The sequence below is a fragment of the Chloracidobacterium sp. genome, assembly GCA_016716305.1.
Classification (GTDB): domain Bacteria; phylum Acidobacteriota; class Blastocatellia; order Pyrinomonadales; family Pyrinomonadaceae; genus OLB17.
In genome coordinates this window covers 1928329-1953630 of the sequence record JADJWP010000002.1, presented here as the reverse complement: position 1 = coordinate 1953630, position 25302 = coordinate 1928329, and the positions used below count along the sequence as shown (strand labels likewise).

The 25302-nt window shown below is 54.8% G+C and carries 18 protein-coding genes; 7 read left to right on the top strand and 11 right to left on the bottom strand.

Translation table 11 applies throughout. The features are described 5' to 3' along the window. Positions 1–75 precede the first annotated feature (75 nt). Positions 76–891, top strand: coding sequence for a 2OG-Fe(II) oxygenase (locus IPM28_10700; GenBank protein ID MBK9173460.1), 816 nt, complete (start codon positions 76–78; stop codon positions 889–891). A 55-nt stretch (positions 892–946) separates the two neighbouring features. On the opposite strand, the gene IPM28_10695 is transcribed toward IPM28_10700, so the two are convergent. Beyond that, entirely contained in the window at positions 947–4066 is a 3120-nt protein-coding gene (locus IPM28_10695; GenBank protein ID MBK9173459.1) for a GH92 family glycosyl hydrolase, read from the bottom strand. Positions 4067–4214: 148 nt separating this feature from the next. Between IPM28_10695 and IPM28_10690 the strand changes: the two genes are divergently transcribed. Beyond that, positions 4215–4607, top strand: a complete 393-nt coding sequence (locus IPM28_10690; GenBank protein MBK9173458.1) for a hypothetical protein — start codon at positions 4215–4217, stop codon at positions 4605–4607. Further along, entirely contained in the window at positions 4604–4804 is a 201-nt protein-coding gene (locus tag IPM28_10685) for a helix-turn-helix transcriptional regulator (protein ID MBK9173457.1), read from the top strand. Before IPM28_10690 ends, IPM28_10685 begins: the two co-directional genes overlap by 4 nt. Here IPM28_10685 and IPM28_10680 read toward each other — a convergent pair. Continuing rightward, positions 4801–7155, bottom strand: a complete 2355-nt coding sequence (locus IPM28_10680) for a family 20 glycosylhydrolase (GenBank protein MBK9173456.1) — start codon at positions 7153–7155, stop codon at positions 4801–4803. The two genes, IPM28_10685 and IPM28_10680, sit on opposite strands and share 4 nt — an antisense overlap. Before the next feature lie 137 nt (positions 7156–7292). Between IPM28_10680 and IPM28_10675 the strand changes: the two genes are divergently transcribed. After that, positions 7293–8156: a hypothetical protein gene (locus tag IPM28_10675; GenBank protein MBK9173455.1), complete on the top strand. Its 864-nt coding sequence runs from the start codon at positions 7293–7295 to the stop codon at positions 8154–8156. A gap of 52 nt (positions 8157–8208) precedes the next feature. On the opposite strand, the gene IPM28_10670 is transcribed toward IPM28_10675, so the two are convergent. From IPM28_10670 to IPM28_10640, 7 genes are all read right to left on the bottom strand, one after another. After that, positions 8209–9189: an RluA family pseudouridine synthase gene (locus IPM28_10670; protein MBK9173454.1), complete on the bottom strand. Its 981-nt coding sequence runs from the start codon at positions 9187–9189 to the stop codon at positions 8209–8211. Between the two features lie 19 nt (positions 9190–9208). After that, positions 9209–10009, bottom strand: coding sequence for a prolipoprotein diacylglyceryl transferase (gene lgt, locus IPM28_10665; protein ID MBK9173453.1), 801 nt, complete (start codon positions 10007–10009; stop codon positions 9209–9211). A gap of 61 nt (positions 10010–10070) precedes the next feature. Beyond that, positions 10071–10580, bottom strand: a complete 510-nt coding sequence (lspA, locus tag IPM28_10660) for a signal peptidase II (protein ID MBK9173452.1) — start codon at positions 10578–10580, stop codon at positions 10071–10073. After that, positions 10577–10990, bottom strand: coding sequence for a nuclear transport factor 2 family protein (locus tag IPM28_10655; protein ID MBK9173451.1), 414 nt, complete (start codon positions 10988–10990; stop codon positions 10577–10579). Before IPM28_10655 ends, lspA begins: the two co-directional genes overlap by 4 nt. A 98-nt stretch (positions 10991–11088) precedes the next feature. Next, complete coding sequence (locus tag IPM28_10650) at positions 11089–11520, bottom strand: hypothetical protein (GenBank protein MBK9173450.1); 432 nt, start codon at positions 11518–11520, stop codon at positions 11089–11091. Between the two features lie 13 nt (positions 11521–11533). Next, positions 11534–14389, bottom strand: coding sequence for an isoleucine--tRNA ligase (gene ileS, locus IPM28_10645; protein MBK9173449.1), 2856 nt, complete (start codon positions 14387–14389; stop codon positions 11534–11536). 116 nt (positions 14390–14505) lie between these two features. Beyond that, the gene (locus IPM28_10640) at positions 14506–14817 is read right to left on the bottom strand and encodes an ATP-dependent Clp protease adaptor ClpS (protein MBK9173448.1); all 312 of its coding nucleotides are present in this window, start codon (positions 14815–14817) and stop codon (positions 14506–14508) included. 251 nt (positions 14818–15068) lie between these two features. Between IPM28_10640 and IPM28_10635 the strand changes: the two genes are divergently transcribed. Continuing rightward, positions 15069–18170 (top strand): sigma 54-interacting transcriptional regulator, encoded by a 3102-nt coding sequence (locus IPM28_10635; GenBank protein MBK9173447.1) that lies wholly within the window; start codon positions 15069–15071, stop codon positions 18168–18170. Here the strand turns inward: IPM28_10635 and IPM28_10630 are convergent, their stop codons facing one another. Continuing rightward, a complete protein-coding gene (locus IPM28_10630; GenBank protein ID MBK9173446.1) occupies positions 18171–19316 on the bottom strand; it encodes an aminotransferase class V-fold PLP-dependent enzyme in 1146 nt (381 codons plus the stop codon). It lies immediately after the preceding gene. A gap of 84 nt (positions 19317–19400) precedes the next feature. Between IPM28_10630 and IPM28_10625 the strand changes: the two genes are divergently transcribed. Both IPM28_10625 and IPM28_10620 read left to right on the top strand, forming a co-directional pair. Further along, positions 19401–21125, top strand: a complete 1725-nt coding sequence (locus IPM28_10625; GenBank protein MBK9173445.1) for an FHA domain-containing protein — start codon at positions 19401–19403, stop codon at positions 21123–21125. A gap of 78 nt (positions 21126–21203) precedes the next feature. Next, positions 21204–22277 (top strand): rod shape-determining protein, encoded by a 1074-nt coding sequence (locus tag IPM28_10620; protein ID MBK9173444.1) that lies wholly within the window; start codon positions 21204–21206, stop codon positions 22275–22277. Between the two features lie 24 nt (positions 22278–22301). On the opposite strand, the gene IPM28_10615 is transcribed toward IPM28_10620, so the two are convergent. Beyond that, the gene (locus IPM28_10615) at positions 22302–25184 is read right to left on the bottom strand and encodes a hypothetical protein (protein MBK9173443.1); all 2883 of its coding nucleotides are present in this window, start codon (positions 25182–25184) and stop codon (positions 22302–22304) included. Between the last annotated feature and the right edge of the window lie 118 nt (positions 25185–25302).

Below are 25302 nucleotides of genomic sequence, written 5' to 3'. Positions count from 1 at the left end.
TCGGGTCGGCGAATGGTCATTTTTTGTTGCGACGTATTGATTTCCTATACGGTTAGGCCGAAAATCTAGATACAGATGAGGGAACGATTCGTAGAACTGATAATCGACAGGCTTGAGCGTGATAGCGAGGCGATCGCCGCTGATTTTGCCGCGGATAAGGGCATAAACACGCGGTTTTGTGCGATCGACGGCCTCCTGCCCGATGAGATGGCGAACAAGATCGCGGCGGCGTTCCCTGCGCCGGCAGCAATGCGTCTGCTCGACAGCTTTCGCGAGAAAAAATACACATCGAAATCGCTCGAGAAGTTTGACCCGATCATCACCGACATCACCTTTGCGTTTCAGGACAAAAGGGTCGTCGCAAAGGTCGCCGAGATCACCGGTATCAAGGACGCTGTCGGCGACCCGCACCTTTACGCAGGCGGGATCAGCGCAATGGCTCCGGGACACTTCCTCAATCCGCATTTGGACAATTCGCACGACGGCGAGCAGAAGAACTATCGCGTACTTAATCTTCTGTATTACGTTACTCCGGATTGGAAGACTGAGAATGGCGGAAATCTCGAACTCTGGGACGAGGACGTGAAACACTCGGTCGAGATACCGAGCTTGTTCAATCGCCTCGTTCTAATGTCAACCAACGATAAGTCGTGGCATTCGGTCAATGAGGTCAGAACCGACGGAATTCGGCGTTGCGTTTCAAACTATTACTTCTCGCCCAATTCGCCAAATGGCTACGAGACGACCCACGTCACGTATTTCATGGCGCGTCCCGAACAGAAATTTCGCCGGATGCTGACCAAGGTCGACAGCGACGTCCGTACCGTACTGCGAAAGGTGAAAAGGTCAGGATTTGCAAAAAAGGACATCTACGAAGGCAAGGAACAATAGCAAATAACAACAAGTCAGAATCCCGACCGCTTGAGAAGCCATTGACACGCTGACGTCACTTTATAAATACTTCATCGATGAATATCCACGGGTCGCCCCCGGCTCCGGGGTGCCAGGACGGGATCTTGCCGAAGTTGTGGGCGCGGACGCGGACGTAGCGGGCCTTGACGGGCGTGACCGCTTTTAGGAATTCCTTTGGTGTGCCGTTCATCTCGGTTTGCGGGAATCCCGGCTTCCAATCGGCAATAGACGTGAAGTTCGTCCCGTCGTTCGAAACCTCAAACACAAGCCGGTCCGGCATCCAGATCCATGATCGGGCCGATTGCAGAAAGCTGCCGCCAACCTCGCGGATCTCGGTTTCACGCTGCAGGTCGATGACAGCCTCGAACGTCTTGCCCCAGAAACCCTGCCATTCGCCCGCCGCGAAATTGTGATTTCCGCGAAGCCCGTCAATGATCGCGTCGTAACTGCTGCCCGGATACTGGCTGTTGAATTCGGACTCGAGCTTGACGGTCCAATCGTTCGGTCGTTTGGCAAACACGGCCTCGGCGACAAGGGAACGCGTATTAGCTCGCACAACGAACGCTTTGACGGCAGTGGTTCGGTCGATCTCGATCGGGCCGTTGTAGACCGGAGACGAAGCGGAAGGTTCACTGCCGTCGAGCGTGTAATGGATACGGGAATTGCTGCCATCCGCCTTGAGCGTGATCGAAGTTCGCGACGCGAATACCCGTTCGCCGTCGATCACGGGAACGGCGGCCTGATCGCGGTAAACGCTCGATGGCGAGTAAATGCTGAACGCCTTGTCGTGCGGCTGATCGCTCATCTCGATCTCGAGCACGCTTCCGCGGGCTATGTCGAAATGGGTGATGTAGGTTGCATCGAGCGGCTTGCCGTTCAACTTGGCCGACTTGATGTAAAAGTTCGAGGGCGAAACCTGCGGCGCACGTACAATGAATTTCTTGCCGTTTTCCAGATCGAATGTCACCTGCTTGAAGATCGGGCTCCCAAGATCGTAAGTCTCTTGCCCAGGTGCCACCGGGTAAAACCCTGCCGCACTCAGGACGTACCACGCCGACATCTGCCCGCAATCCTCGTTGCCGATCAGCCCGTCGGGCGTCGGCTTGTAAAATTCGTCCATTATCCGCCGCACGCGCTCCTGCGTCTTCGACGGAGCGCCTGCGTAATTGTAAAGATAGGCGATGTGGTGCGACGGCTCGTTGCCGTGGGCATACTGGCCCATCAGGCCGGTGATGTCAGGCTGTTCGCGGCCTGATAATTTAGCGTCGGTCGTGAAAAGCTCGTCGAGTTTTTCAACGAACTGTTTCTCACCGCCCATAAGCTGCATTAGCCGCGAAACATCATGCGGAACAAAGAACGAGTATTGCCACGAATTTCCTTCGGTGAAGTGGAACGTCACCTCCTGCGGTGCGAACGGCTTGATGAAGCCGCCATTTCGCTTCGGACGAAAAAACTTCGTTTCGTGATCGAACAAATTTTCGAAATTGCCCGACCGTCGTCGGTATTTGTCGATGTCTTCGCTCAATGCTTTAAGATACTCGGCATCATTTGGCCCTGAACCGGCTTTGTTGAGCGACCGGAGGTTGAAGAGCAGGCTGCCCATCTTCATCAGGCACCAATCGTTATAGGCGTACTCCAGCGTCTTCGAGACCGATTCGTTATCGTCCTCGCCCGATACATATCCGCGTTTCTTGTACGCGGCGAGGCCGTGGTGATCGAGCTCGGCGGAGTGCTTCGCGGCGGCGTAGGCTTTTTCGTAATCGAAGCCCTTGATTCCCTTCGCCATCGCATCGGCGATCACGCTCACCGAGTGATACCCGATCATCGTGTCCGTCTCTTCGCCCCACAACTCCCACACCGGCAGCCGCCCGCCTTGTTCATAAATGCGTATGAACGAATTGATGTAATCGACCGTGCGTTTCTGGTCGATGATCGTATAAAGAGGATGCGTCGCACGGAACGTGTCCCAGAGAGAGAAGACGGTGTAGTGGTCAGATGCGGAGGCCCGACCGTTAGGAAGGGCGTAACTTCCAACTTGACCGTTACGCCCTTGCTTACGCGCGGGCTTCTGCACTGAATAACCCGGAAGCTGATGAATTTTCCGGTCGTGACCGAGATACTTGCCATCAACGTCGTTGAAGACGTTCGGATGGATCATCGTGTGATACAGCGCCGTGTAGAAATTCGTCGTCTGCTCGTCCGTCCCGCCGGAGACCTCGATCTTGCTCAGCTCCTTGTTCCACGCCGACTTGGCGTCCGCCCGGACCTTGTCGAAATCCCAGTGCGGCAACTCGGCTTCGAGATTCTTCCGCGCTCCATCGATGGAGACGTAGGAGATGGCGACCTTCAGAAGGACCGGTCCGACTAGGCTCTTCGGGAATCCGAACGATACGACGGTACCGCCATTTCCCGACACCCCCATATTACCTCCGCGCCTGATTTCACGGACATCGACCTTTTCGGGCTTCTCGGTCGCATCGGATGTCGTGACCATTGTTTCGAACGGCCTAGAGAATTCAGCAACAAAATAGACCTTTTGCTTCTTTGCCCACGAAGTTGATTCCCGGGAGCCCTCAATTCGATTAGTGCCATCCCAAAATAGATCCGAATGAACTGTTTGATCGCGCCACCCAAGATCCAAGACGATCTGTTTCTCACCCTTCGTGGAGAATGAGTATCGGTGAAACCCGACCCGTTTCGTTGCCGTCAACTCAGCGAGAATTCCGTCGTCATCGAGCTTGACGGCGTAATAGCCTGGCTCAGCTTTCTCGTTCGCATGCGAGAACTTTGACGCGTAACCATTAACTGACTTCTCCCCTTCTTTCGCAAAGAATTGCGGTTCACCGACAGTGGGCATAAACAAGATGTCCGCCCCATCCGGAATGCCCGTTCCGCTCAGGTGAGTGTGCGAGAAGCCGTAGATGATGTCATCGGAGTAGTGGTAGCCGCTGGAGCCGTCCCAATTGTCGATGCGCGTGTCGGGTGAGAGTTGGACCATGCCAAACGGCATCGTCGCCCCGGGAAACGTATGCCCGTGCCCGCCGGTGCCGATGAACGGATTTACCCAACGGGTGAGGTCAGTCGGTTTTGTCTGCGCTTCCGTGTACGCAACCAATCCCAGCAAGATCGAAAACAAAATCGCTCGATACAACATTATTCGATTATAAGCTGAAGATCCCTTACTTGACCCGATCAGATAAGCATATGTAAAAAATGCTTGACATAATGTAAAGCATACTTTACATTACAGTTGGTCGAGCATGTCAAGCATGCTTTACATTCAACTACGGAGGAAAAACGAAGTGAAAGACAGATTGATCAATAGAGGCTGGTTCGTAATCTCGGTTGCGGTCGTTTGGATACTGACATATTTCGTATCCCGTGGGGTGCTTGAGACGGCCGATCTCAGCTCAACGGCTCGCATTGTCGTTGCCCTGATCCCTGCGATCCCGTTCGCTGCGTTCCTTTGGCTATGGATCACGAATATTGGCCAATTGGATGAGATGGAGCGAAAGATCCAGATGGAGGCGTTGGCATTCGCTTTCCCGATGGCGATACTGCTTCTTATGGTCCTCGGCCTACTTCAGCTCGCCATCCCGCTGTCACCAGAGGACTGGAGTTATCGCCACGTCTGGTCGTTCTTGCCGTTGTTCTATTTCGCAGGGCTCGCCCTCGCGTGGAGGAAGTACAAATGAGATCGAGCCTACGCGTGCTGCGCGCCGAGCGGGAATGGTCGCAGGGCGATCTGGCCGAGCAGCTAGGCGTGTCGCGGCAGACCATTAACGCTATCGAGACCGGCAAATACGAGCCGAGCCTTACGCTCGCATTCAAGATCGCCCGGCTATTCGGCCGGACGATCGAGGAAATATTCGATCCCGGGGTCGAGGCCTAATGAACGAATTCGCCGCCCCATGCCTGCGTCAGTCCGCGGCCCTTTATGCCCCATCGGAAGCGAAACGTCGATTCGCCGCCGCGGTGGTTATAGCGGAGCGATATCTTGTGAAGACCAGCCTTGAGCGGCACGATGGCCGAGCGGACCTTTCGGTCCTTCGTTCCGGCATCGTCGATCAACATCTCGCCGCCGAACATGACCGTCGTATCCCACGTAGAATCGACTTGAAACTCATAGACGCCGTCAGCCGGAGCACGAAAATAGCCATCATACTGTATCGAGAACGGGCGTTTTAGATCTATGCGCTGAGCGAACTGATTCAGCTGAACCGAACGCGTCTCACCTTTAAGCGAGAGCGGGGCTTCGACACGATCAGTGCTCGGAACTACCATTTCGTAATTTACGCCCGGCTTGCTTTCAGTCAGCGTCACAGGTTCGAGCATACGGCCGTTGACTATCGTCGCCGCATAAACCACACTTTTGCGGCCCGCCGCATTCACGACTATCGTCTTCAGAGTTGCGGTCTCACCCTTCTTGACCCACATCGTAATGGGGATCCGATAGACCGGCGAAGTGGTGTCGGGTTCGCTGCCGTCCGTGGTGTAATGCACCGTCGTTCCTTCAGCCGGACGCAGCACTATCGAGGTGCCATCGTCATCCGTCACGACATTCTGCAATCCGTCAGGTTCGGGAATGCGGTAATTTACCTGAAATTTGTCGAGCCGTGGAAGCTCGGAGAACATCCGCCGCCGGAAATCGGTAAAACTTCTTTCGTTCGTCGGTGTCCAAAGAACTTCGGCAAGGGCAAGCATCCGCGGAAACGCCATATATTCGACGTGCGAGGGCGTCTTCATATATTCGGTCCAAAGATTCGCCTGGCCGCCGATGACGTATTTTGCCTCGTCAGCGGTGAGGTCGGGTGGAACCGGTTCGAACGAGTAGACCTTTTCAAGCGGAACGTAACTTCCGATGTTAAGCGGTTCGTACGCAGGGTCGCCCTGTCCGTAATCGAAATAGACATGGTCGGTCGGCGTCATGATCACATCGTGTTTTGACTTGGCCGCCTCGATCCCGCCTTTCATCCCGCGCCACGACATGACAGTAGCATTAGGAGCCAGGCCGCCTTCGAGTATCTCGTCCCAGCCGATGATCTTCTTGCCCTTCGAATTGATGAATTTCTCGATCCGGCGGATGAAATAGCTCTGCACCTCGTGTTCGTCTTTCAGATTTTCGCGTTTCTTGAGTTCCTGCACGTACGCCGATTCCTTCCAGTGGTCTTTCAACACCTCGTCGCCGCCAATGTGGATGTAGGGTGAATCGGGGAAGAGCTTTATCGTCTCGTCGAGAACGTCTTCAAGGAATTTGAACGTCTCTTCGGTCGGGCAAAAGACCTCCTTGAAAATGCCCCACGTCGTCTGCACTTTGTACTGGTAGTCGGTCTTGCAGCCGAATTGCGGATATGCGGCCAACGCCGCCGAGGCGTGTCCCGGAAGCTCGATCTCGGGTATCACCGTGATACGCCGGGCCTTTGCAAATGCAACAACCTCCTTGATCTCGTCCTGTGTATAGAAACCGCCATGCGGAATGCCGTCGCCGATGTACGGAGCAAAGTTACGCTCCTTCATCGTCTCAGGCCGTTTCGACCCGATCTCTGTCAGCCGCGGGTATTTCTTGATCTCGATCCGCCAGCCCTGATCCTCGGTCAAATGCCAGTGAAAATAGTTGAACTTGTAACGAGACATCTGATCAATGAACTTCTTGACGAAGGACACCGGCATGAAATGACGGGCTACATCGAGGTGCATTCCGCGGTAGCGGAAACGCGGGCGGTCGCCGATCGCTGCATACGGCAGATCGACGCTGTCTTTCATAGACACGGGCAAGATCTGTAAGAACGACTGCAGCCCGTAGAACATTCCGCGGCTGTTTCCCGTGATCCTTACTGCCGTCGGGTCGATCTGTAACTCGTAATCTTCCTTCTCCGGCGCGCTGTTCGCCACACTCTCAAAGACGACCATGTTACGCTCGGGCCGCCTGCTCATGACCTTCAGCTTGTAGCCGTAATTCTTGTCGAGAAAGTCGTTCAGCAAACCGGCCATCTCGCGGCCGTGCTTGTCGGTCGCGACGATCACCGTGGAACCCGAAAACGTAAAGTAGCCGGTGCCGTATTCCAGTGATATAGGCCTCGGGATCACGTTGATGTCGCCATCGGCTGCAGGAACCGAGGCTGCGAAAGCGAGAATGGTCACCAAAAAAATGAGAAGTCCTTTCATATAGATCGAAGCAGAAAATGCGATCAGCTGTAGAAAACGGAGCGTCCCGTTGATCAGAGAAAAATGTTTTCGCTTCACAGTATAAAGCCAAACCCGACGTTAACTAAGCGCAAAGCCTGAAACCATGTTTCCGGCTTACCTGTCTTTTTGATTGATCTGACGCACTGTTCATTCAGGGGAGGGCGTTCAGATCAACAAAAGGAAGGTTTATACTCATGAAAAAATTACAGCAAACAAGGCCGGTAGCATTCCTCCTCATTGCGATCGGTATACTGATCGTAACGGTACATGCACAGCGCACTCATTCGTCAAAGCCCGATACCGGCATCTTTACTGCCGAAAGGCGTCCGTTCGACTATAGCGATGACTATTACGCGGTCAACGGTATCATCTCGAGTGCGATGACGGATCGAAGGAGCGGAAGCGACGGCTGGTCGGTCGTTGAAGACATATACGATGCAAATTTCCGGAGCGTACGGATCCTGGCGGTAAAGCCCGCCTACGGTGCATTCGGTCAATTGTTATTCCTCGTTCCGCGAGGAGAGCTTTTTCGAGATGCATTTTCTAATGATCCAATGGGCGAACGTGCGTTGACGACCGCTAAAAGCTATCCGATCTATATGTTTCCGAGCGCTTTGAATCTGAATTCGGACCGGCAAGCAGCCCTGGTCGAGACCGACGCGGATTACACCGAAAAGAACCCCATCGGCCTGGGGCTCGCGATCCTTGTCACATATACCGCTGAGGCTGAGACCGAAAGTTCGAAAAAGCTGCTTGAGGAATTGGCGCTGCGAAACGGCATTTCGCTCGATGGCACACCGATCATCAAAACGGCTCGAGAGGTATCAATGCTGACAAGGCTAGGCATCGTAAGACAAACGGTCCGCGGGACCGATGACCCAACTCTCGCACCCTACGTGGTCGCCCGGATCATAGACGAACCGTCCGGAGGAACCATTTCGCCTGACGCGTTTATTCTAAACGTGAAGCAAGCTAACGGCCGACCGCTGAAAGGCGAAGCGAAGCATCTTGAATATTTCAATTGTCTACAAACAGGCGAGCAAAGATGCCGGCGTTAGCTCTATGCCAAATATCAGATGCGGCATGAGCTGGACCTCATCGCCGCGTCTTTTATTTGATCACTTTCAGGAATTCGCTCAATTCCGAAGGCATCGGCAATTCGAACGAAAGCTCTTCGCCGGATTCCGGATGAAAGATTGACAGTTTCTCGGCGTGAAGGAAGAATCGGCCGAGGATGCGGATCGCATTTTTTATTTCGATATCGGCGACGGTGTTGTCGCGGCCTTCGTTATACGTGCTGTCGCCGACGACCGGATGGTTTATCGAGGCGAGATGGACGCGGATCTGATGCGTCCGGCCGGTCTTGATCTCGACCTCAAGAAGCGTGAATTTCTCGAACCGCTGCCTGACCTTCCAGATCGTCAGCGCGTTGCGGCCATTCGCCGCTACGGTCATTTTCGTCCGGTGCCAGCGGTCTCTGGCGAGCGGCCTGTCGATCGTACCCGAGTTCTCACGCGGGCTGCCGTGAACCAGAGTCACGTATCGCTTCGTGACCTTTCGGTCGCGAAATTGGTTTGAGAGCGCCTCGTGTGTCTTCTCATTCTTAGCGACGACAATCAGCCCGGATGTCTCTTTATCGAGACGGTGAACGATCCCTACACGCTCGCTGCCATCAGACGGATTGGTTGGATCGGACAACTTGTTCGTTGCTTGCGGGCTGCTGAAACGCTGCCCGAAGTGCCATGCGATCGCATTCGCCAACGTGCCGCGGCTGTTTCCGGCTCCGGGGTGAACGACCATGCCGGCCGGTTTGTTGATGACCGCGAGGTATTCGTCCTCGAAGACGATCTCGAGGGGGATATCCTCGGGTTCGAAGATCGCGACCGGTGCCTCGACCAGATCGACATCGATCTCGTCATTTTCGCGGAGTTTATAAGAAGACCTTACCGCCTTGTCGTTGACCAGGACGTCACCGTCGTCGATCAGTTTTTGCAGACGCGACCGCGACCACCCGTCGATCTTTTCGGCCAGAAACGAATCGAGACGCTGCCCGGCAGTGTCGCTGTCGATCTTGAGGTTCAGCGTTGATATATCGCCCGCTGACGGGGCTTTAGGTGTGCTCAATTGGTTCCTTTAGATCGTTTGACCGCAGCCGCATTATCATGAAGGCGATAGCAAAGGCCGCGACGACAAGGCTGACCAGCTGCGATGTCGAAAGGCCGGTCATCGTTGTCAGGCCGAAGAGGTCTCCGCGCGGATCGTCGCGGATGAACTCGATCAGGAAACGAAAGATCGAATAGATGATGCCGTAGGCTATCAGAACCTGTCCGTCAAACTTCTTGTTTCGGTGGAGCCATACGAGAAAACCAAAGACGGCAAGCATCGTAAAACTCTCGATCAATTGCGTCGGATGCAGATGAACATTATTGGCGATCGGAACGCCGGTGTATTCATTTCCTTTTTCGCTGAAGTGGACGCCCCACCAATTGGTCGTCGGTTTTCCCCAGCAGCAGCCGGCAGCAAAGCAGCCCTGACGGCCGAATGCCTGGCCAAGCGCCAGACCCGCAGCGAGGGCGTCAGAGACCTTCCAGAAGGGCAGCTTGTAAAAGCGAATCAGGAAAACAACGGTCAGGAATCCGCCGATCAGCCCGCCGTAATAGACCCCGCCCGAGCGTAAAAAGTCGAGTGAGAATATATTGACGTTGTCTTCGACGAAGAACATCAATATCTTTGAGCCAAGAAGTCCGCCGATCAGCGTCCACAAACCAAGGTCGTATATCCGCTCGCGCGGCAGCCCGTCTCTTGCTGCAAGGCGCGACGCCGCGAAAAGCGCGATCAACATTCCGGCCGCCAGCCAAATGCCGTAGCTCGTAACAGGGAAATCACCGATGCGGAATAATTCAGGGTACATATCTGAGAACCATGCAGATCTTCGGGATCACATTCAAGGAAGCCCGCCTTATGCAAAACCCTTACTCTTCGGCCTTCTGGGTCAGGTTTTTCTTTGAAAGGAACATATCAATGATCAACAATCCCGCACCGGTAACGATCGCCATATCGGCGACGTTGAAGGTTGGGTAGTGCCATGAACCGAACTGAACATCAATAAAATCAACGACGAATCCGAGACGGAGGCGATCCGTGACATTGCCGGCGATACCGGCAAGCAGCAGAGCCAGCGACCCAAGGATACGGTCATCCGACCGCGGTGTTTTCCAAAAGAAATAGAGCACCAGCACACCCGCCAACAGTGCGACCAACGACAATCCCCACCTTCCGGCGTCGCCATGATCGTCGAGCATCGAGAATGCGACGCCGGTATTCTGGGCATACGCAAAATTCAAAAGCCCCGAAATGACCGGGATATCATCACCGAAACGCAAGCGCCTTACCGCCCATGCCTTCGTGGTCTGATCGACCATAAAGACCCCGCCGGTGATGGCGAGGTATCCAAGTTTCCAAAGTATGTCTTTTTTCGTCACTGAGTTTTCTTTGGTTCTGCGTAGAAGACCTTGCTGACTATCTTCCATTCGCCGTCGATCTTGAGCAGGGTCATAAAATCCACGAAACGAACGCTCGGATAATCGAGGATTATCTTCGCCGATGCGGCATTGCCCGCGATGTCGATACCCTCGATCGACCGTTTGCGTTTGGCCTCATCCGACGGCGGCTTTCCCGAAGCGCCGGCAATATACTCGGCAAACGAACGGGTCGTGAATTTACCATCGCGGATCCACACCATATTGCCCTCGGTATGAAAGGCCTTTCTGAAAAACTCGCCCTCGCCGGTCGCATGTCCCTTAAGGTAATTTTCCAATGGGATCCGGACCGCATCGATCTCGGTGCTCTGCGCGATCGCGCTGCCGGCATATCCTGAAAAAAGCAACACCATCAAAAGGACCATATTTCGCATATTTATATCATCTCCCGGTATGTGAATGTCTGACACCGGAAATAACGATGCCGGGTTTGCCGCAGTTTCACAAAACGCTATTCAGTGTAAGGGAAAATTGCCTTAGGCGCCTTATAACGACGCCACCAGTCCGCAAAGCAGACGTCGGTGCAGCCGATCGCGACAGTGGTCACTCTCCATCTACCCGACGTTTTTCGGAGCAATGCAAAAAAGTTGTTGTCGAACGCACCTGAATCGACAGCCTCCGCATATTTCGTGCCGCTATAGTCGGGCGATGCGCCGTTCGAGTTCTGCGGCGTCCCGCTGACGAAGGCCCACGAACCCTGCACTCTGAAATTATCGGTAACAAAAATGACCTTTTGTTTCAGATCGCGTTCGACAGGCAGCCGAAGCGCGTCAAGGATCGCCTTTCTTTCTGCCGAACCGCGCTCGGGCGTATAGACCGCTTGGCCAAACACCGAAAAGCTGAACAAGATCAAAAACAGCGCAATACCGATCGTCTTTTCCATCTGTTTTCTCCTGCTAGGCGGCTGCCGCCTTTTCCAATTCAGTAAGTGCTTCGATACAACGCTCGCAAACCGTCGGATATTTCTCAAATTCGCCGACCCTTATCGAATAATTCCAGCAGCGTTCGCATTTATGCCCGTCGGCCTTTTCGATCCGGACCGCAAATAGATCGCTTTCATGCACCTCGACCTGCGAGACGATGAAGATATATCGAAGGTCGGTAAAATAATCGAGAAGAAATCGGGTGGTTTCGGCGTCCGTCGTCAATACGACCTTGGCATCGAGCGACGAACCAATGCTCTTGTCGTTTCGAGCTTCTTCAAGGGCCTTCAGTACTTCGTCGCGAATGGCAAAGAGCCGTTCCCAGTTGCTGGTCAAGACGCTGTCTGCTTCGCCGGCCACCTTTGGAAATTCCGCGATATGGATGGAAGCAACGGTCTGGCCCGGAAGATTTTCCCACGCCTCATCTGCCGTAAAGGCGAGTATTGGTGCAAGCAAACGGCTAAGGTCCGCAGCTATGCGGTAGAGTGCCGTCTGGGCCGAACGCCGTTCGATCGAACGAGGCGCGAGGATGTAGAGCCGATCTTTGATGATGTCGAAATAGCGAGCCGAGAGCGTGACCGTACAAAAATTGTAGATCGCTCCGTATGCCGACTGAAAATCGTATGCTTCGTAACCCGCAATTGCCTTTGCGGTCACCTCATCGAGATTCGCGAGCGCCCAGCGGTCGATCTCGAGCAAATCGTCTTCTGCAACAGAATCCTTTGCGGGGTCGAAGCCGTCAAGGTTGCCAAGCGCGTATCGAAGCGTGTTTCGGAACTTGCGATAGGCGTCGATGACCCTTGATAGGATCTCATCCGAGCAGCGAACGTCCTCGGTATAGTCAACGGCCGCTGCCCAGAGACGCAGGATCTCGGCACCTGACCGATCGATAATTTCCTGCGGAGCAGTCACGTTGCCGAGCGATTTGGATTGCTTTTTGCCCTCGCCGTCGACGACCCAACCGTGGGTGACGATCTGTTTGTACGGCGCGCGGTCGTGGGCGGCGATGCCGCAGCTCAAACTTGAATTGAACCAGCCCCGGTATTGATCGCCGCCTTCGAGATAGACATCGGCCGGAAACCGGAGCGTATCGCCGCGGGTTTCGAGCACAGCGACACAGCTTGAGCCCGAATCGAACCAGACGTCGAGAATATCGGTTTCTTTTCGAAAGTCGGAATCGCCGCACTTTGGACATTTGAAGCCGTCGGGCAGCAGTTCGTTCTCGGGTCGCGAATACCATGCGTCAGCGGTCTCGTGGGCGAAGATGTCAGCGACGTGGTCGATGATCTTGGGGTCGGCGATCGTTTCGTCGCAGCCTTTGCAGTAGAAAACCGGGATCGGTACGCCCCACGAACGCTGCCGCGAGACGCACCAGTCAGGCCGTCCCTTGAACATATTGGACATGCGGCCTTCGCCCCATGACGGATGCCATTTGACGTTTCCGATCTCGTCGAGAGCCGCCTGGCGAAGCGGTTTCGCGTCCGAGTCGCCCTGGATCTCGTCCATCGAGATGAACCATTGCGGTGTTGCCCGGAAAACGACCGGGTTCTTGCAGCGCCAGCAGTGCGGATATCGGTGCTGGTATTTCTCGGAATGCAGCAGCATCCCGTTCTCGCGGAGAAACTGGACGATCTTCGGGTTAGCCTCGAAGATGTTCATTCCACCAAAATGCTCGACCTCGGCAATAAAGCGGCCCGCCGCATCGACCGGATTATATATATCGAGGCCGTACTTTTTGCCGATGTGAAAATCGTCCGCTCCGTGGCCCGGTGCAGTATGAACAAGGCCGGTGCCAGATTTTGCCGAGCTCTTGCTTTCAAATCTAACGTCAAGCTCGGTCTCGGCATCGGCTTCGCCCAGCGTGACGTGCTCGCCGTTCATGATCAGCGATGTGCGGTCCAGCCACGCGTGTTTCGCTTCGAGCCGGTCGAGCTTCGAGCCTTTGAATCGGGCGATCTCGGCCGAGGCCTCAAATTCACAGGTCTCGACAAACGCACCTTTGAGCTCTGACGCGACGATGTAGACCTCGCTGCCAACCTCGATCGCGGAATAATCGAAATCCGGATGAACGGCGATGCCAAGGTTTGCAGGCAGCGTCCATGGCGTAGTGGTCCAGATCACAAGAAATGCGTTTTTCCCGGCAAGAGCCGCGTCGATGTCAGCCGGATCGGACCTCAGCGGGAATTTCACATAGACCGACGGCGACGTGTGCTCTCTGTACTCGACCTCTGCTTCAGCTAAAGCCGTTTGGTCGTGGATGCACCAATAGACCGGCCGCAGCCCTTTATACACGTAACCTCGCTCAAGGAACTTCCCGAACAAGCGCGCAGTAGAGGATTCATATTCCGGCGACATCGTCAGATACGGATTCTCCCACTCGCCGAGGATGCCGAGCCGCTGAAAATCGCGGGTCTGATTGTTCATTGCCGTCGAGGCGTGTTCACGGCAGATGCGGCGAAAGCTCGAAACCGGAATATCAGCCTTGTTCTTCCCTTTTTCGGCGAGTTTTTTCTCAACAAGCGTTTCTATCGGCAGCCCGTGGCAATCGTATCCTGGCACGTACGGGGCGTCATAACCCATCATCGAACGCGTTTTGACGACAAAATCCTTCAGGATCTTATTCAAAGCCGTACCGATGTGAATATCAGCATTAGCGTAAGGCGGGCCGTCGTGGAGGATGAATTTCTCGCGGCCTTCTCGGGCTTCTTCGATCTTTTTGTAAAGCCCGATCTCTTTCCACTTCTTAAGGCGAGCAGGTTCGGCCTGGCCGAGATTCGCCTTTTGCGAAAAATCGGTCTTAGGTAGGTTGACGGTTTTCTTCAGATCCAATGGTTCGGTCATAAAAAACAAGCTTCGGCATGTTTCAATGTCGGCAGCCGATAGTCGATCGAAAGCTTAAATATTAGCACTTATCGGCGAAAAATCTCATTTGTACGCGAATTGCATTATTCTTCCTCAACCGTCACAAGCAGCGGATATTCCCTCGCTTTTGCAAGGTTCATCGCCTTTTGCGACTTCATATAAGCCACGTCGTACGGATATACCCCAGCGATCCCGCGGCCCTCATTATGGACCTTGAGCATGATCACGACCGATTCGGCCGCGGACCGTTTGAAGACGTATTCGAGTATGAAAACAACGAATTCCATCGTAGTGAAGTCGTCGTTGTGCAAGATCACCTTGAACAACTTAGGCTTCTCGAGCCGCGTCTTTTGTTCGGTCAAAACCGAACTGTCGTTATCAGAGATTTTGGGCATAAACTACTTCGACAATGGTCTTAGATTATCACAGCGACAATAGCCAGCAGGCTTTCGGAGAAGCAATATAGGCCGCGGTGTGAGGCGGTCGATCGTGCGAATGATCGCCGTCGATCAGAAACTTATGGACGCAAGACCTTTTTTCTGTTAAGTTTTTTCTGCGCTGTTTACTAAGTATTCAATTTGATCTCATGCGGTCAGGTTCTAATCCGGAACTTGACCTCTTACACGTATCTTTTCGAGACGTTCGAATGAAGGAAAATATCTCCGCGTCAAAGGGCCGCTCCGCCTCGTCACGATCCGATGGCGGTGCGGGTGTGCGCGATCTCTACACCCAGCGGCGAGGATCCCTGTCGGCCGAGATGTTGAACACGATCTTTACGGGTATCGGACAAAAGCTGCGCGAAGGCAGATCAAGCGAGGCCGAACGTCTTGTTACCGAAGCGATCGAGAAAGGAAATCATCATGATGATGATCTCGCCAATCTGAAACGACTTCTCGCCTTTACACTCGAGACCGTCGGCCGCTACAAAGAATCGCTCGAGGTTATCAAGCCGTACGAGGACGACGAGATGCTTGGCAGGCTTCGGGCCGAGACGCAGGTGCGCGTGACGACACAATTGGCGATCTCGTACAACAATCTCGGCGACCATCCAAAGGCCGTCACGCTTCTTAAGTCGAATCTCGAAAAGGCAAAAGCGAACGATCTCAGTCACCTGTTCGGAAGCATCGAGATCGGCTTGGCGCGCGTATACCGCAAACTCAATGAATATCCGATCTGCCGCGATCACGCCGAGCGTTCGCTGACCGACCTTCGGGCAAATGGTGATTGGCTCGGTATGGCCGAAGCATATCGCGAGATCGCGATCAGCCATCATCAGGAAGGAAGCAGCGAAAAGGCCCTGGAGTATTTCGACCTCGGGATACAGATCATCGGCGAGCGATCGGCGCCGTTCATGCTCGGCAAGCTCTATACCGATATGTCGGGAGCATATTGGTTCCTTCGCCGCCCGCAGGACGGCATCGCATGTCTCGAAAAATCGATCGAATTTTTCGAACAGACCGAACATGTTTTGAATTCGATCACTGCATACAATAATCTTGGCATCCACCTCTTGCACATCGGTGAATGGACCAAGGCCGAAGAGATAATCACCCGCGCCTTGGATCTTGCGAAGCAAACGAATCACGCTCATGTTGCCGGCATTCTCGACAGCCTCGGCGAACTCAAGATCCTCAGAGGTGACCTGCCGGCTGCACAAAAGCTCCTCGAAGAGGCGGTCAAACAGGCACGGGAGCGCAAACGCGAATGGTATGAAGTTCAGGCAATGCGCAATCTGTCGCGATGCCTATTAGCAGAGGGCAAGTACGCGAAGGCATCTGAAAAAGCCCGTGCGACGATCGAACTGGGACGTCAGATCGGTGCCGGCCACTACGCAAATATGGCAGGTCTCGTCGTGGCCGAGAGCAGCCTTAAACAGGGAAGCCTTGCAGAATGTGAAAATTCGCTGCTTGTCGTCGAGGACAACGACCCGAGCACCGATTTTTTTGTTTTGGGGAATATCCAGCGAATCCGCGGGCTCCTATCGATCGAGGCGGGCGACAATGAACTTGGCGTCCATCATTTCAACCGTGCCCTAACGATATTCGAGGCGGCCGAGGACGTATACCACACGGCCCTTGTTCATCTGCTGTTGGGCCAGCATTTGCCGCACAGGCAAAGCGTCCGTGCCGCAAAGCACTTGAATGCGGCTCTCGACATTTTCAAGCGGCTCGGGGTCGAAGATCTCAAGAAAGACGCCGCCGAGGCGCTTGCAAATTTGCCCAAGGCATCTTCGACCGAAGCACCGAGGGTCGAGAACCGACGCGTTAATTCGGTCGTTTCGCAATTGCTGATGGTCAGACTCGCGGAAGCGACGGCGTCGAGAGAATTGCTGTTTCGCGAACTGATCGCCGTTCTTCAACAGGAAAGTCAGGCAAAGCGCGTCGTCATCGCCGAACTGAATGAAAAGAAACAGCTGAATGCTTTCATCACCCACGGTTATTCACCCAGTGAGAGTACCGACCTGGTCCGCAAGTATGAAGAAGCTCAGCGTAAGGGTGACGAAAAGACATTTCTTCGGACCCGTAACCTGTCTGTTTTCCCGATGAGGTCAACGAGTGCGAATAGAGCGATCCTTTTCGTTCATCCTCAATCGGGGGCTGTTTTGAATGATGGTACGCCCCTGTTGCCTTTGCTTCGGGTGGTCGAACTGGGGATGGATGTCATCGCTCTTCGCGAGAAAGACAGGTCGGCTCCGGTCGAACAAGAATTAAGCCAGCACACCTCAAGCAGCCTGATGCCGGGGTTCATCCATTCGTCGCCGGCCATGACCGCCCTTGTCGAAGAGGTCTATAAGATCCGCTCGTCCGACGTGACCGTGTTGGTCACCGGTGAATCGGGAACGGGTAAAGAGCTCGTTTCGCGGGCGATACATACGCTGTCGAACCGAAAGGACCGAACGTTCATCCCGTTCAACTGCACCGCGGTGCCAAAAGAGCTTGCCGAAGGTCACCTGTTCGGATACCGAAAAGGCTCATTTACAGGTGCCGTCTCTGATTCACCCGGGATGATCCGTGCTGCCGATGGCGGGACGCTGTTCCTTGACGAGGTCGGCGATCTGCCGCTTGATGTTCAGCCGAAACTTCTTCGATTTTTGCAGGAGGGCGAGGTCCAGCCGATCGGCGAAAAGAAGCCGATAAAGGTCGACGTAAGGGTGATCGCGGCCACTAACATGCCGCTCGAGGACAAGGTGGCTGAGGGCACATTTCGTGAGGACCTTTTTTACCGATTGAACGTCATCCGACTTCGCGTGCCGCCATTGAGGGAACGACGGTCGGAGATACCGCCGATAGTAAACTATTACGTAAATCACTATTCCTCGAGATTCGGTAAACACGACATAACCTTTACGCCGCAGACCGTCGATCTGCTGATGGTCTGCAACTGGGAGGGTAATGTGCGACAGCTGTGCAATGAGATCCAACGGATCGTCGCCCGCGCGGTCGATGGCGAAATAATCACTCCCGACCACCTTTCACCCGAACTCAAACACGCCGCTCGCCCGCTGACCCCTTTCGGCGACGAAGGCGGCAAACTGATCGCCTCTTTCGACAGCCCGATCACACCTTTCGCAAATCTTTCACAGGGCGGGACGCTTGAGGATGCAGTTTCCGAACTGGAAATGCAGATGATCAAGGCTGCTCTCGCCCGACATCGCTGGAACATCTCGCGCGTTGCAAACGAACTCGGGTTAACCCGCCGCGGACTGTATTTGAAGCTGACGCGTTATGGTATTGAGAAAGCTGCCTGATCAGACGGCCATTGCAGCGAGCCGGTTCAAGATCGAAGGCATGACATTTAGGGCCGCGTCGATCTCGTCTGCCGTCGTGTACCGTGAAAGAGAAAATCTGATCGATCCCATCGCTTTTGAATAGGGAACGTCCATCGCCTGGAGCACAGGTGAAGCGGTATGTGACCGCGAATTACACGCAGAGCCCGTCGATACGCAGATCCCGGCATCGTCTAAGAAGGCAAGGATCATCTCGCCATTGAGGTTTTCGAACGAAATGTTTGTCGTATTGGGCAAACGCAGGGTCTTATCTCGTGTTCCGTTGACGCTTGCGATCGAAGACATTTTCAAAAGCTGATCTTCGAGACGGTCGCGCAAAAAGCAGACATTCGTCATTGCCGAAAGGTCGAATGCCAGATCGGCAGCGACACCCATTCCGACGATCTGGTGGACCGCTTCCGTGCCTGCCCGGCGATTCGATTCCTGACCTCCGCCGATGAGCATCGAATGCAGATCGATACCCTCGCGGACATAGAGCGCTCCGATCCCTTTTGGCCCGTGAAATTTATGAGCCGAGATCGAAAGCAGATCGACGTTCCAGTCGGCAGCCCGGATCGCGACCTTGCCGGCCGCATTTACAGCATCGACGTGAAACAATGCGTTGGACCTTTGTTTTACGATCGATCCGATCTCAGCGATCGGAAAGAGCACGCCGGTCTCGTTGTTTGCCATCATGACCGAGACCACGGCCGTTTTGTCCGTGAGCGACGCTTCGAGTTGAGCGAGATCCAGCTCTCCGGTCTCGCTGACCTCAAGCCACGTCACAAGGTTGCCTGACCCTTCGAGCAAAAGGCATAGACTGCGAACTGCTTCGTGTTCGACCTGGGTGGTAACGATATGCGAGCGGGACGGATCTGCCTGCAAAGCCCCGATGATCGCCCAGTTGTCGCTTTCGGTACCGCCGGAGGTGAAAACGATCTCATCGGCGCTCGATGCTCCGACCAACCGCGCAACGCTCTTTCGGGCATCGTTTATCGCATTCAACGCTGTCCGGCCGGCGGCGTGCGCCGAAGAAGGATTTCCGAAATGATCGGACAGATAAGGCAGCATCGCCTCGGCCGCTTCGTCGGCGATCCTTGTTGTTGCGTTATTATCGAGATAGATCATGCGGGTCGATGATGCCGGAATAAGGCCGATCACGAGCGTCCCCAATTTACCATTTGCTGATTACCCTTTACAATTACCCATACCGTGAACGCAATCCTCAAGATCATCGAACCGAACGGCAACGTGTCCGAATATCACCTGAAACCCGGTGCGACCATTACGATCGGCCGGGCCAAGGATAACGATATCGTCCTGAACGACCGCCGCGTGTCGCGAAAGCACGCCCAGGTCGCGTCGATCGGCGACAGGTTTAAGGTCATCGACGGATATATCGAGAACGGCGAATTGATACGCAGCGTCAATCGCGTTTTCATTAATGGAGCACCTTTGCTCGAGAAATCGCTCGAACCGGGTGATTCGATCGTGATAGGCGAGAGCAAGCTGGAGTACGCCGAAGAACTCGCCGAACCGACGCTTGCCGATCCGGTCCCATACCGACCTGTTGTGGCCGCGACATCTGTCAGCACCTCGCCGACGGTCGCGAACCTTTCGGGATCGGTTGATTACGACGACAAGCCTCTTGGGCATACACAACTCCAGATCTCGGCAAACGAGATAATCGGCAGACAGACGCATCTCTCGATGGAGTCGGGAATCGCTACGCCCGAAGAGATCAAGGATCTTCGTCGAAAAGCGAAAATACTCGAACTGCTTTACGAGATGAGCAAATCACTCGGAACGATCTTTGATCTGAAGGAGATCTTTGAGAAGGCGACCGATCTAATATTTCGCGGAACGCCTGCCGACCGCGTGGTAGCGCTCATAGCCGATGAAACACTCGATGGACGGATCCTCGATTACAGCCTTAACCCCGTCGGCGTTCGGACGCGAAACGAGAACATCGGGCAAATGACCGAAAAGCTGACCATCAGCCGGACGATCACGCAAAAGGTAATGCGCGAGAAGGTGGCGCTTCTTTCGCAGGACGCCAAGACCGACGCGCAGTTTCAGGGTGCGGAGTCGATCTTTTCTCAGGGCGTTCGGTCAACGATCTGTGCACCGTTGATCACAGAGTCGAACGTTCATGGCGTTCTTTACGCTGATCGTCTCGATCCATTCGCGGCCTTTACGCCCGACCATCTGGAATTGATCAGCGCCGTCGCGGCTCAGACCGCCGTCACGGTCGAAACGATAAAAGCTCACAAAAAGCTCGCACGCGAAGAGGTCGCCCGGGCAAATTACAGCCGTTTCATGCCTGAGTACGTCGTCAAACAACTGCTCGAAAATCCGGCGTCATTCCGGCTCGGCGGCGTGAATCAAAAGATCACGGTCCTGTTTGCAGATATCCGGGGATTCACAGCGCTTTCCGAGAACGCCAATCCCGAAAAGGTCGTCGGGCTGCTGAACAAATACTTTTCGGCGATGTCAGAGATAATCTTCGAACACGGCGGGACGCTCGACAAATATATCGGCGATGGATTGATGGCTCTCTTTGGTGCACCTACCGCGTCCGAGGAAGACGCCTTGAACGCCGTCAAAGCTGCGGTCACCATGCAAAAGCGTATGGTCAAGCTTAATGAAGAACTTCGCGCCGAAGGATACAGCCATATATCGATCGGCATCGGACTTCATACCGGCGAAGCCACGATCGGATACATCGGCTCGGACAAGCGTTCTGAATACACGGCGATCGGCGACACCGTCAATCTTGCGGCGCGTCTCGAATCGAACGCCTCAGGCGGACAGATCCTGATGACCGATGCGACAGCCGAAGCAAGCGGAAACCGCGTTCCGGTCAACGTCCTCGAGCCGCTTACGGTCAAGAATCGCGTACAGCCCGTCGCGGTTCTCGAGATAAGGTGGGGCTAAGAGCAGCAGTTCCTGCTGGTTAGATTTTTCTTGGCAGGGCCCTCCGAATCGTCATATAATTACCTACCCACTGCTTTTATGCTCAAGATCTCATCGCTCAAAAAGCTGGTGACAGATTCGATGGCGATCGACCTAGGTACCGCAAGTACGATCATTGCGGTCAAGGGCCGAGGGGTCGTTTTGGACGAACCATCGCTTGTCGCCATCAACGAGATCACCGAAGAGATCGTAGCTTTCGGCCAGGAGGCCGCCGATATGTCCGGACGCGAGGGCCGCGACGTTGTCGTTAAGGCGCCATTGATCGGTGGTGTGGTCGCTGATTTTGAGCGGACCAAGAAAATGCTGGCTCACTTTGTCAAAAAGGCAAAGACCGGCGGATCGAACATCTCGCTGCAGGCCGTGATGAGCATGGTCTCGGACGTGACGCATGTCGAGCAGCGGGCGCTTTTGAACGCTGCCGAAGATGCCGGAATCGGGAAAGTATTCATGATGGAAGAAGGGCTTGCGGCTGCGTTCGGCGCAGGTGTTCTTCCGACCGATAAGCGAGCCTCGGCGATAGTCGATTTTGGGGCCGGGACGACGAACATTGCGATCGTCGCAAAAGGGGCGATCGTGCATTCGACCTCAGAGCGTTACGGCAGTGCGGAGATCAACGAAGTGATCGCCACGCACCTTCGCCGTCATCGCGGGCTGCAGGTCGGCGAAGAGACCACGGAATTCTTGAAGACCTCATTCGCGTCCGCTTTCTTGCCCGACGATATCTCAAAAACGATCGAAGTTCGGGGACGCGACGTCCAGACCGGCAGCCCTGCAGCGGTCGAATTGACCAGCGGCGAGATCTATCCGGTCGTTGAAGCGGTGGTTCGTCGGATCGCCCAGACGATCAAAGACACGCTGACCGAATTGAGGCCCGAGGTCGCTGCGGATATTTATGATCGCGGCGTGATCTTGACCGGCGGCGGAGCATTACTCGATGGTATCGATCAATATCTCAGGTCGTTCATCAATCTTGCCGTAACGGTCTCGGACGAACCGCGCTACGCCACAGTTAACGGACTGGTCAAAATGTTCGATGACCTCAAGCTTCTCGAGCGCGTTGCCCGCAACGAACTTGGCGTCCTCCAAAACGCCGAGATCCCATTCGAGGCCTAAGCCATTTCTTCCCTCAGGACGTTTTTATCTCACAAATGCACTCGGGAGCGGAATATCGCCTGCTGTCCCGAACGGTATTATCTGCGTTCCCGACGTTGAGCCGAGCAGGTACCACGTCGAGTTCGAAGGACGAAAAACTCCGGCGTCGTTCTTTCCGTCGCCGTCGTAATCGCCGGGCGATGGGACGTCAGTGCCCGTCCCAAACGGGAAGGAGAAGAACGATGAATCCTCCGATCGGAGTATGTACCACTCACCGGTCGCCTGCCGCCAGGTCGCAACATCGGCCTTGCCGTCACCCGTATAATCTGCGGGAACTGTGCGATCGGTTGGCTGACCGAACTGAAACGCAACAACGCCCGCGGTGCTCCGCGCGATCCACCATTCGGCTCCGGTAGCTCCGTTCGGACGAAATACGCCGACGTCGGCTTTGCCGTCGCCATCGTAATCCGCGGCAGTTGGCTGGTCGCCGGCGATGCCGAACTGGGTGAACGTGACGCCTTGATCAGAAGAACGGAGGATGATCCAAAGATTCGATGACGGCCTGAAAACGGCCGGGTCGGCCTCGCCGTCGGCGTCGAAATCGGCGGGCACGGGAATATCGCCTGCGGCGCCGAACGGGAACGAGTAGAACGATCCGTCCTCGCTCCGCAGCACGAACCATTCTCCGGTAGCAGGACGAAAGAAAGCTATATCGGTCTTGCCGTCGCCGGTGAAATCGACGGCCGTAACGACATCCGTCCCGGAGCCGAACTGCAATGCCGGGACCTGGCCATCGAGACTTCTCCGATACCACCATTCCCCGACCGACGGCCTGAAGATCGAAACGTCAGTCTTGCCGTCGCCGTCAAAATCAAAGGGTGCACGGCCACCCACGCTGTCGGCGATCTGAAAGCCGACATCGTTGACATCGAAGAAGATATTCCCGACGCCCTCGATCTTGATCCGCGCCTGGTCGGTCGCCACCTTCGGCACGACCACCGATTGAGAGCCGTCATTTGGCGTCGATGCCGCAGCGACGAATGGAAATGTCTGGCCGCCGTCGACCGAGAACGAGATCTTTACATTTGCCGTATCGATGCCGTTCGCCGTTGTCCCGCTGACGTCCCACGTAACGGTCTGGAGCGAGTTGGCGGCCCAAACGGCAGGGTTCGTGTTCTGCGACGTCACTCTGAAAGGCGTTGTCGTGTTTACAACAGTGACCGCTGTTCCGGCATCGCTGATGCCGCCGCGTCCGTCGCGGACCGACACCCTGAAATTCATCGTTCGCGCCGCCGACGGCAGATCTTCGCCGGTGATGCAGGTCGTCTCGCAAATCGATCCGGTCGCCGATAGGCCGGAATAGGTCACGGGCGGTTCGTTCGAATCATTAAGGACATAGGTCAGGCTCGGGAACGTCCGCGTACCATCGGTCGTCGGTAGATAGGACCGGAATCCGGGGCGAAACACGAGGCTCAAATCGTCGTCGTCGGTCGTCGAGGGATAGTTGGATGTCGATGCCGCCGCGTCGTTCTGTTCCCACGAGTAGGTCAGCGGATCGCCGTCAGCGTCGGTCGCCGACGCTGTGAGTGCGAACGGTGTATTGAACGGGATGGTGTAATTCTGGAGCGATGCTATCACCGGCGGTGCGTTTGTACCGTTCAGCGTGCCGCAAGTCGAACCGTTGCCGGTGGTAATGAAATTGATGGATTCGGTCAGGTTGTGGATATGAAACGTATCGATCGAGTTTCGTTGAATATTCGCCGTGCTCGAACAAATGCCCGCGTAACCCATGATCGTGACGGCACTTCCGGGTTCTTTGCGCGCCGCGGCCGGCGAAGAACCGCAATCGCTCGTCGCATTGAAGGTATGATTTGCGGCGAATTGGTGCCCAAGTTCGTGCGCGACGTAATCTACGTCAAACGGATCGCCGAGAGGTTCCGGCAACCCCGACAGCCCGCGGGCCTTTGACGAACCGCAGACCGACGCAAGCGATGCAATGCCGCCGTCGCCGGTCTCAAAAAGGTGGGCGACATCGTAATTCGCACTGCCGATCACCGAGTCGACGTTGATCTGATTTGCGTTCAGATCAGAGGATGATCCGTTATTGTTGTAGTTTGCAGGAATCTCAGGGTCGACGGCATAGATCAGATTTGTTCCGGAGACCAGAACGAAGCTGACCGCCAACTCTTTTCGATAAACGGCGTCGATACGATTGATGCTGGTCACAACACGGCTGAGCGCCCGCGTTTTGGCCGCTTCGTCGTTATCGCCTGCTTGGCGAAAAAAGTTGGTATATTCGACGGTCGTTGCTACCGCTAGGCGATAAGTGCGGATCTGTGAACCGTGTACGAAATCCGAAAAGTCGATCTGTTCGGGCGTGCGGGCCTTGAACATTTCTCGTTCTTCACTGAGCAGTTCATCGAGTTTGCAGTGGAAAACGCCTTGACGGGCTCCAAACCGGCCTTTGTAGAAGACAATATAATTCTCAGTGTCGTTCGTTTGATAAGGATCGATCGAAAATGTGCCTTCAGCTGCCAGAACATAGCCGTGAAAGCCATCGGCGGTCCAATCGAATCGGGCGGTAACTCCGGGAAGGTCGACAGCATAGCCCTGAAATGTCTTCCACTGCGGATGTTTGGCCGCGATCTCCGGCGAGAGGATCGGCGATTCTTCTATCCGAAATCGGATAAATGTGCCATCGGGACGCGGAACCCAGAAAATCACTTGCTCGGATCGGGCTTGTTCTGAAAATTCGAGAGGTGCTGCGTCGAAGATCTTTTTCAGAGCATTCCGGTCAAGTCCGGCAACCACATACTTCTCCGGCAACAACAAACGCCGGCCGCGGTTCGCGATAGCAGATTCGGAGACCGGCTTCCAAGGTGAAGTGCTTTCGTCTATTGACGTCTGACCATCTGTTTGTCCTGACAAAAAAAGGATCTGGACTAACGCCGCGGCAAACAACGATCGCAAAAAGCAATTAATTAACGGTCGGGGATCCAACATTTAAATCTCCTGCACAAGGCACCGCAACAAACACGCGGAGAAA